Origin of the sequence: Roseburia sp. AM23-20 (genome assembly GCF_003470905.1) — a bacterium.
GTDB lineage: Bacteria > Bacillota > Clostridia > Lachnospirales > Lachnospiraceae > Roseburia > Roseburia rectibacter.
Genome location: NZ_QRHS01000001.1, coordinates 380910 through 389707, shown reverse-complemented (window position 1 = coordinate 389707; position 8798 = coordinate 380910). Strand labels below are relative to the sequence as shown.

Annotated in this window: 7 protein-coding genes; all 7 read left to right on the top strand. The window is 41.5% G+C overall.

Features of this window, described 5'->3' with window-relative positions; translation table 11 throughout:
* The first annotated feature begins 970 nt into the window (after window positions 1-970).
* The 7 genes from DW650_RS01770 (at window position 971) to frr (ending at window position 8726) form a co-directional block, all read left to right on the top strand.
* Window positions 971-2644 (top strand): alpha-glucosidase, encoded by a 1674-nt coding sequence (locus DW650_RS01770; protein ID WP_118208922.1) that lies wholly within the window; start codon window positions 971-973, stop codon window positions 2642-2644.
* A 238-nt stretch (window positions 2645-2882) separates the two neighbouring features.
* Entirely contained in the window at window positions 2883-4520 is a 1638-nt protein-coding gene (locus DW650_RS01765; RefSeq protein ID WP_118208921.1) for a Na/Pi cotransporter family protein, read from the top strand.
* A 19-nt stretch (window positions 4521-4539) separates the two neighbouring features.
* Window positions 4540-5385: a DUF368 domain-containing protein gene (locus tag DW650_RS01760; protein WP_117920957.1), complete on the top strand. Its 846-nt coding sequence runs from the start codon at window positions 4540-4542 to the stop codon at window positions 5383-5385.
* A gap of 143 nt (window positions 5386-5528) precedes the next feature.
* Window positions 5529-6521 (top strand): polysaccharide deacetylase family protein, encoded by a 993-nt coding sequence (locus DW650_RS01755; RefSeq protein ID WP_118208920.1) that lies wholly within the window; start codon window positions 5529-5531, stop codon window positions 6519-6521.
* A 24-nt stretch (window positions 6522-6545) separates the two neighbouring features.
* Entirely contained in the window at window positions 6546-7397 is an 852-nt protein-coding gene (locus tag DW650_RS01750) for a polymer-forming cytoskeletal protein (protein ID WP_118208919.1), read from the top strand.
* 6 nt (window positions 7398-7403) lie between these two features.
* Window positions 7404-8099: a UMP kinase gene (gene pyrH, locus DW650_RS01745; protein ID WP_006858906.1), complete on the top strand. Its 696-nt coding sequence runs from the start codon at window positions 7404-7406 to the stop codon at window positions 8097-8099.
* 72 nt (window positions 8100-8171) lie between these two features.
* Complete coding sequence (gene frr, locus DW650_RS01740; RefSeq protein WP_117920962.1) at window positions 8172-8726, top strand: ribosome recycling factor; 555 nt, start codon at window positions 8172-8174, stop codon at window positions 8724-8726.
* Window positions 8727-8798: the final 72 nt, after the last annotated feature.

Sequence of the window (8798 nt, the reverse complement as noted above, 5' to 3'; positions counted from 1 at the left end):
TGACATGAGTTTCCTCGTGTAGGGTGGTTCCGGGGGTTTTCGATTGGCAAATTGCATCAAGCCGGGACTCGTTTTGTTCCGTTGTACGAAAATAAGAAAGTCTAAGTATGCCTGATTTATATTGTGGCGGAGTGACGTGTGCGTCTTAAATGTGCCATCCGGGCACATTAAGACTTGTGCTGCCGTCCGTAGCAGCACAACACTGTATTGCGGACAGGCAGTCTAAGATTGACTAATTTTCTCCAAAAGTCACAAAACAGGTCCCGGCTTAATGCGATTTGCCAGCCACTAAGTTGTGAACCACCCTTCGCCGGAGAACTCATTTTACAACCTTGGGGGTGCGTAAATTTTTAGTGTTTTGTGTCTGAATCTGATAAAAAATATTTCCAAATAACTATGTTTAATAGATTATTATTGGTTTGATAATACTGGAAAATCCGCACTTACGCCCCCCGATTTTGAGATGAACCGCCCACCCAAATGGTGTTTCATAACCTGGAGGCTGGCATCTTGCGCAAAGCCGGAGCTGATTTTGTGACTTTGGGAGAAAATTAGAAAATCTTAGTGTGTCTGTAGATACACAGTGATGTTCTGCCACGGATGGCAGAACAAGGCTTCACGAGCCACGGATGGCTCGTTGAACGCCGGTCACGTCACTCCGAGAAAATCTAACTCAGACACACTTAGACTTTTCTTATTTTCGTACAACGGAACCAAAATTAACTCCGGCTTTGCGCAAGATGCCACTCACAAACCTGCGACACACCATTGGGACGGGCGATTTATTTCATAAACAAACCAGCATTTGTCGGGCAGCTATGATAGCAGTATTGTACAATATTATCCAACCATAATGCAAGAAAAACGAATAAAAATCAAATATAATATTTACATCAGCTGAAAAAGAAAACAGAATTATGCAAAAAATATAAAAAAGAATATTGAAATAAAATGTGTCAGGAGGAAAAAAATGAAAAGAAAATGGTGGCATGACAAGGTAGCATATCAGATCTATCCAAAGAGTTTTCTGGATACAAACGGAGACGGCATTGGTGATCTGAGAGGAATTATCTCAAAACTGGATTATTTAAAAGAACTTGGCATTGATATCATCTGGCTTTCTCCGATTTATAAATCACCGTTTATTGACCAGGGATATGATATATCTGATTACTATAAGATTGCAGAAGAATTTGGAACTATGGAAGAATTTGACGAGCTGCTTGCCGAAGCAAAAAAGCGTGACATGTACATTGTTATGGATCTTGTGGTAAACCATTGTTCGAGTGAACATGAATATTTTAAGGCGGCTTTAGCTGATCCGGACGGACCTTATGCAGATTATTTTTATTTTGTAAAGGGAAAAGATGGAAAAGAACCAAGCAATTATCGTTCTTATTTTGGTGGAAAGGCATGGGAGCCGGTGCCGGGATCGGATAAATACTATCTGCATATGTTTGCTAAGGAACAGCCGGACTGGAACTGGGAAAACAAAGAAGTACGGGATAAGATATATAAGATGATCAACTGGTGGTTAGATAAGGGACTTGGTGGATTCCGTATTGATGCGATCATTAATATCAAGAAAGATACAAGTTTTCCTTCCTATGAACCGGATGGGGATGATGGTCTGGTGTCATGTGTGAAGATGGTAGAAGAGACAGACGGCGTCGGAGAATTTTTAGAGGAGATGAAACATGAGACTTTCGAGAAATACGACGCTTTTACAGTTGGTGAAGTATTTAATATGAAAGAGGACGAATTAAGGGAGTTTGTCGGGGATGATGGTCATTTCTCAAGCATGTTTGATTTCTCTGCACATGAACTGACCTATGGTGAGCATGGATGGTATGACAGCAAAAAGATAGATTTTAAACGCTGGCGAGAAATTTTGTTTGCTTCCCAGAAAGAGATGGAGGGCATTGGGTTTAAGGCAAACATCATTGAAAATCATGATGAACCGAGAGGTGCAAGCCGTTACCTTCCGGATTATGCGCAGAATGAAATGGGCAAAAAAATGCTTGCCACAACTTCAATCCTGCTTCGGGGAATCCCGTTTATTTATCAGGGACAGGAAATCGGTATGACAAACTGTCATAGAAACGATATTTCAGAATATGATGATATCAGTACAAAAGATCAGTATCAGGTTGCAATCGAGGCAGGATGTACGAAAGAAGAAGCATTGGCATGCTGCTATGAAAACAGCAGGGACAATGCGCGTACACCAATGCAGTGGAGTGCAGATGAAAAAGGAGGCTTTAGTGTACATGTGCCTTGGCTTGCAATGAATCCAAATTATAAAGAAATCAATGTCCGTGAGCAGGAAGGACGGGAGGACTCAGTACTTTCCTATTATAAAAAGCTGATCGCACTGCGCAAATCACCGGAATTTAAAGAAACTTTTGTTTATGGAAGAGTAGTACCAGTTTATGAAGATACGGATACAATATTTGGATTTATGCGTATTGGAGAAGAAAACGGACAGAAAATACTTGTAATCGCAAATTACGGAAAAGATGCGGCAGAGTTGATGCTGCCGGGAGAGGTAAAAGAAATTTTGCTGTCAAATACAGGTAGAAAAACTCTGCCGGGTGAGAAGATTATGCTGGAGAGTCTTGAGACAGCAGTACTTTTTCTGTAAGCAGGCATATAATAAACAGCATCTTTCTGGAACAAATATAATGACATTTGGCAGATGCAGGCATTACATAGAATTGACAAAAACTTCATAAAAAAAATACAGGAAGCGTTAAGAATCCGATATCCCGGTTGACGGTAAAAAATACGTCTGATATGTTAAAAGAGTGTGTAAAAAGCGGCAATGACGTGTTTGCAGGAAAAACGGAAAATGCCGTAATAACTAAAAAAAGAGGGATAAAATGGGAGCAAAAGAATTTGCATCATTATTAGGAGGACTGGCGCTTTTTCTGTATGGAATGAACATGATGAGCCAGGGGATGGAGGCTGCTGCCGGAAATAAGATGAAACAGATCTTAGAGCGGCTGACAACGAACCGGTATTTAGGTGTTTTAGTAGGAGCAGTGATCACTGCGATCATACAGTCATCCTCCGCAACAACAGTTATGGTCGTAGGTTTTGTTAATTCCGGCATGATGACATTGCGGCAGGCAGTCGGAGTGATCATGGGTGCTAATATCGGTACGACCATTACAGGACAGCTGATCGCACTTGATGCCGGGGCGATCGCACCGTTTATTGCGTTTTTAGGTGTTGTGCTGGTTGTTTTTCTGAAACAGCCAAAAGTAAAAAACATAGGAGGTATTTTAGCAGGGCTTGGTGTTCTTTTTATTGGAATGGAAATGATGAGCACAGCAATGATGCCGCTTCGGGATTCCAAAGCGTTCATTGTTATGATGACAAAATTTTCCAATCCTCTGCTTGGAATTTTAGCAGGTGCAGTTTTTACAGCATTGATCCAGTCCTCATCAGCGTCGGTTGGAATCCTTCAGGCTCTTGCGGCAAGTGGGGCGATTTCTTTTTCTGGAGCAGTGTATGTGCTGTTTGGACAAAATATCGGTACCTGTATTACAGCAGTGTTAGCGTCGATTGGAACAGGCCGGAATGCTAAGCGGACGACGATCATCCATCTTTCATTTAATATCATAGGAACAGCAGTCTTTACGATACTCTGTATGCTGACGCCACTGACTTCCTGGGTAGGAGGACTTACACCTGCAAATCCGGCAGCGCAGATCGCAAATATGCATACGCTGTTTAATATTGTAACAACAATATTATTGCTTCCGGCGGGAAATCTTCTGGCAAAACTGGCAGAAAAGATTCTGCCGGATGTGGACGAGCCGGAGGAGGGAATGTATTTAAAGTATTTAAAAAATACAAAACCGGTGACGGAAGGGAAAATCGGCGTATCAGCAATCAATTTCGAACTGACACACAAAGAGATAGCGAGAATGCTTGAGATCGCAAAGAAAAATGTTTCTGACAGTTTTACGGCATTTTTAAACTGTGATGATGGATTTATTCCGAAAGTGGAAGAAAAAGAGGAGTACGTGGATTTTTTAAACCGAGAGATTTCAAAGTACATATCCAAAAACATGGCACATGAGACAAATACGCAGGGAAGCAGGATATTAAGTGCCTATTTCAAAGTGACCAGCAACATAGAAAGAATCAGTGATCATGCAATGAATGTCTGCGGATATTCTGAGTGGCTGAAGGAAAAAGATGTCAGATTTTCAAAAGAAGTAAAGGAAGAAATTTTGCAGATGCAGCAGACCTGCGAGGAACTTTTGACGCTGCTTTTAAATGAAAATATGGAGGCGCTTGATGGATTAAGCCGTATTTCGGCACTCGAACAAAAGATGGATGACATGACAGAGGATTACAGAAATCGTATGATGCACCGGATACAGGAAGGTACTGCGTCAGGTGAGGGGAGTGTTCTCTATACAGAGATGCTCACTGATTTTGAGAGAATCGGAGATCATGCATTAAATATTGCACAAGAGATGACAGAAGTAAGGTTGGCAGAATAACAGAAGTTGGAGGAATATTATGTCATTTTTAAAAGATGTATTGCGGGGAATCGCAATCGGTGTTGCAAATATCATTCCGGGTGTCAGTGGAGGAACTATGATGGTTTCCATGGGAATATACGGGGATGTGATCTCTGCTGTGACGGAAATGCCTAAACATTTTTGGAGGAGTGTCAGGCTTTTACTGCCATATGCAGTTGGGATGCTGTGTGGGATCGGTGGATTGTCGTTTGTGATCGGATATTTTTTTCTGGAATTTCCGTTTGAGACAGCAATGTTATTTATTGGTCTGATCTTTGGCGGAGTACCACTTTTATTGCCAAAAGTAATGGGAAAACGTGCTTCGGTTTCGGAGATATTGCTGTTTTTACTGTTCTTTGGACTGGTCGTATGGATGCAGTTTTGGAAACAGGGAACAGATGTTTCTTTAGAACCCGGTATACAGAGCAGTATGTCCTTATTTCTGGTCGGAACAGTAGCTGCAGCGACCATGGTCATTCCAGGTGTCAGTGGATCAATGCTTTTGATGTCTCTTGGGTACTATACGCCGGTCATAAACAGGATCAGTGAATTCCTGGCTGCATTGCCGGGATTAAGGTGGGAAGTGCTGTTTTCGTGTGCGGCAGTTCTCATTCCGTTTGGCATTGGTGTAGTGCTGGGAATATTTCTTGTTTCAAAACTCGTGGAATATCTCCTGAAAAAACAGGAGAGAAGAACTTATTTTGCGATTATGGGACTGGTCATTTCATCACCGATCGCAGTTCTTTCGGGAATGAATATTGTTTCCATTGGGATTGGACAGCTTTTGCTGGGAATATTACTTTTTATTGGCGGTTTTTTTATTGCAAATATGCTTGGAAAATAAAATAGTAGAAGATAAATAAAAATAATCAGACAATAACAAAAAAAGTGCGGAAAAATTAATCAATTTTTTTGCGCTTTTTTATTTGAAAAATAAAAAAATGTGTTACAATAGATAGGTACTAACGATTACCTTGGGGGTATTGTATGCAGGATAAAGATTCAGAAATGCTGAATCACCAGCGGAAACGCAGAAAAAGGATTGCGAAGATCCGAAACGGTATTATCTTGATTGTAGCAGGATGGATTGTTCTTTCCATGATTCTGATCGTGGCATTATTTTTTAAGATGGTGTCACTGGAACATAAGATAGACCGGCTGGTGACAAGCAGCAGCGAACAGAATACAGATCAGGTCAATGCAGGCGCTGCCGCAAAGCTGAGTGGCGGTGTGATAGCAGAGGAAACAGAAGATACGGAAATTATGCAGACGGAGATGACCTGGGATAAAGTAACACCTCCGGCTACGGGAATATCCGATGAAGATAATATGGCATCGGACGGAGATTTACATAAGGTATACTTAACATTTGATAATGTACCGTCTGAACATACGTCTGAGATTTTAGACGTATTAGAAGAATATGGTGTGAAAGCTACTTTCTTTGTGAATGGAAGCCAGGATGAAGAAATGATTCCTGTTTATAAAAGGATTGTAGATGAGGGGCATACTCTTGGCATGAATTCTTATTCAAATCAGTATAGTGTGATCTATCAGTCAGAGGAAGCGTTTGAGCAGGATTATATGACACTGAAGAATTTCTTAAAGCAGACCACAGGAGTGGACAGCTTTTATTATCGTTTTCCGGGAGGAAGCAGTAATCTCATCAGTAATGTGCCGATGGATTATTTTATCCATTATCTTAATACGCAGGGAATTGTCTATTACGACTGGAATGTATCGGCTGGAGATGGCGCTTCAACTGTGTATACATCTGAGGAAATAGTTGAAAATGTGACAGATGATGTAGTAAAATATAAAACGTCGGTGGTTTTACTGCATGACGGGAAAGATAAGTCAGCAACGGTAGAAGCTTTAGGACCTTTGATTGAGGCTTTAGAGGGAATGGGCGCACAAATATTACCGATTGATGAAGATACACAGGTTATTCAGTATGTGAAAGCAGACACAGTGGAATAACTGAGAATAAATGGAGGAATGAACATGGGATTTTTCAAGGATTTTAAAGATGACTTCTCACAGGCAGTCAATGAACTGATGCCTGCAGATGACAACCTGGAAACCAGCACGAACGAAGATGACGTTGAGGTTAATACGTTAGAAGGCGAAGTGGATGTTGAGACAGAACTTTCCAAGCTGGATGGTCTGTTAGAACAGGTGACAAAGCAGGAAGCTGAGAAAGCAGCCGCAGCAAGAAGTGCCGCAGAAATGGCAGCACAGCATGCAAGTGTACAGCCGGAAAAAACAGCAGCACCTGTAACAGAAAAAAATGAAACAGTTTCAAATATTACAAAAGCAACCCAGGAGGAAAGAAAAATGGCTGACAATACAACAGCACCTGCAACTAATAACCAGAGCGCACCGGTATCTGATGAGGTATCTGTAATCACAGAGGGAACAATCATCAAAGGTGACATTGTATCAAACGGTTCTTTAGATGTAAGAGGACAGGTAGAAGGAAATGTAGGATGTAACGGCAAATTAGTTGTAACTGGTGTCGTAAATGGAAACAGCAGTGCGTCTGAGTTTTTTGCAGATGCAGCAAAGATCGAGGGAGAGGTTGTCAGCACAGGAACCGTTAAAATCGGTCTTGGTTCTGTTATCATCGGTAATGTAACTTCCACTTCCGCAGTGATCGCAGGAGCTATCAAAGGTGATATCGATGTACAGGGACCGGTTGTTGTAGACACATCCGCAGTTGTTATGGGTAACATCAAATCCCGTTCTGTACAGATCAACAACGGCGCAGTAATCGAGGGATTCTGTTCACAGTGCTACTCTGACGTGGATGTACAGAGCCTGTTCAATGGTAATGCTCAGAAAGGAAACGAGTAATCGAATATGAAGAGAGTATTCTTAAAATTAAGCGGTGAAGCTTTAGCTGGTGAAAAACATACCGGATTTGACGAGCCGACTGTTACAGAAGTGGCGCGACAGGTAAAACAGATTACAGATCAGGGCATTCAGGTCGGCATCGTGATCGGCGGAGGTAATTTCTGGAGAGGAAGAACCAGTGAAACCATTGATCGTACAAAGGCGGATCAGATAGGAATGCTTGCGACAGTTATGAACTGTATCTATGTTTCTGAAATTTTCCGTTCCGTTGGAATGAAAACACAGATCCTGACACCATTTGAGTGTGGAAGCATGACAAAACTGTTTTCAAAAGACCGTGCAAATAAGTATTTTGAAAAAGGAATGGTCGTATTTTTTGCAGGAGGAACCGGACATCCGTATTTTTCAACGGACACAGGCATTGTGCTCCGTGCGATCGAGATGGAGGCAGAGGGAATCTACCTTGCAAAAGCAATTGATGGTGTTTATGACAGCGATCCAAAGATCAATCCTTCCGCTGTAAAATACAGCGAGGTATCTATACAGGAGGTTATTGACCGCAAACTTGCAGTGGTTGACCTTACTGCATCGATCATGTGTATGGAAAATAAAATGCCGATGTTTGTTTTTGGACTGAACGAGGAAAACAGCATTGTAAAGGCAATGACAGGCGATTTTAATGGTACGAAAGTAACCGTATAATTCATGACAGCAGAATGTTTACAGAATATACATTCTATTGCAATAAAAACCGCGAAAGGTATGGAAAAATATATGGATGAAAGATTAGTTCAGTTTGATGAAAAAATGCAGAAAACAATGAATAACCTGTCTGAGGAGTTTGGAAGCATCCGTGCCGGACGTGCTAATCCGCATGTCCTTGACAAGTTAAGAGTTGACTATTACGGAACACCGACAGCAATCCAGCAGGTGGCAAACGTTAATGTCCCGGAACCGAGAATGATTCAGATCCAGCCGTGGGAAGCATCCATGGTAAAAGAGATCGAGAAGGCAATCTTAACATCGGATCTTGGAATCAACCCGACCAATGATGGAAAAGTGATTCGTCTTCTTTTCCCGGAACTCACAGAGGAAAGACGTAAAGAACTGGCAAAGGATGTTAAGAAAAAAGGTGAGAGTGCAAAAGTTGCAATTCGTAATATCCGTCGTGATGCCAATGATTCTTTCAAGAAGTTAAGTAAGTCTGCAGATGTGTCCGAGGACGAAGTGAAAGAGTTAGAGGACGGCGCACAGAAAATGACTGATAAATATATCACTGAGATCGATAAGGCTGTTGAGGCAAAAACAAAAGAGATCCTGACAGTTTAAGGATTTTTGTGTAGAATATAGAGGTGAGGACATGACAAAAGCGTGTCCTCATTTTCGCTTTATGAAATGAAA

Excerpts from the sequence above, each read along its gene's own strand:
- DW650_RS01770 (WP_118208922.1), top strand. The coding sequence starts at position 971 with ATGAAAAGAAAATGGTGGCATGACAAGGTAGCATATCAGATCTATCCA.
- DW650_RS01765 (WP_118208921.1), top strand. The coding sequence starts at position 2,883 with ATGGGAGCAAAAGAATTTGCATCATTATTAGGAGGACTGGCGCTTTTT.
- DW650_RS01760 (WP_117920957.1), top strand. The coding sequence starts at position 4,540 with ATGTCATTTTTAAAAGATGTATTGCGGGGAATCGCAATCGGTGTTGCA.
- DW650_RS01755 (WP_118208920.1), top strand. The coding sequence starts at position 5,529 with ATGCAGGATAAAGATTCAGAAATGCTGAATCACCAGCGGAAACGCAGA.
- DW650_RS01750 (WP_118208919.1), top strand. The coding sequence starts at position 6,546 with ATGGGATTTTTCAAGGATTTTAAAGATGACTTCTCACAGGCAGTCAAT.
- pyrH (WP_006858906.1), top strand. The coding sequence starts at position 7,404 with ATGAAGAGAGTATTCTTAAAATTAAGCGGTGAAGCTTTAGCTGGTGAA.
- frr (WP_117920962.1), top strand. The coding sequence starts at position 8,172 with ATGGATGAAAGATTAGTTCAGTTTGATGAAAAAATGCAGAAAACAATG.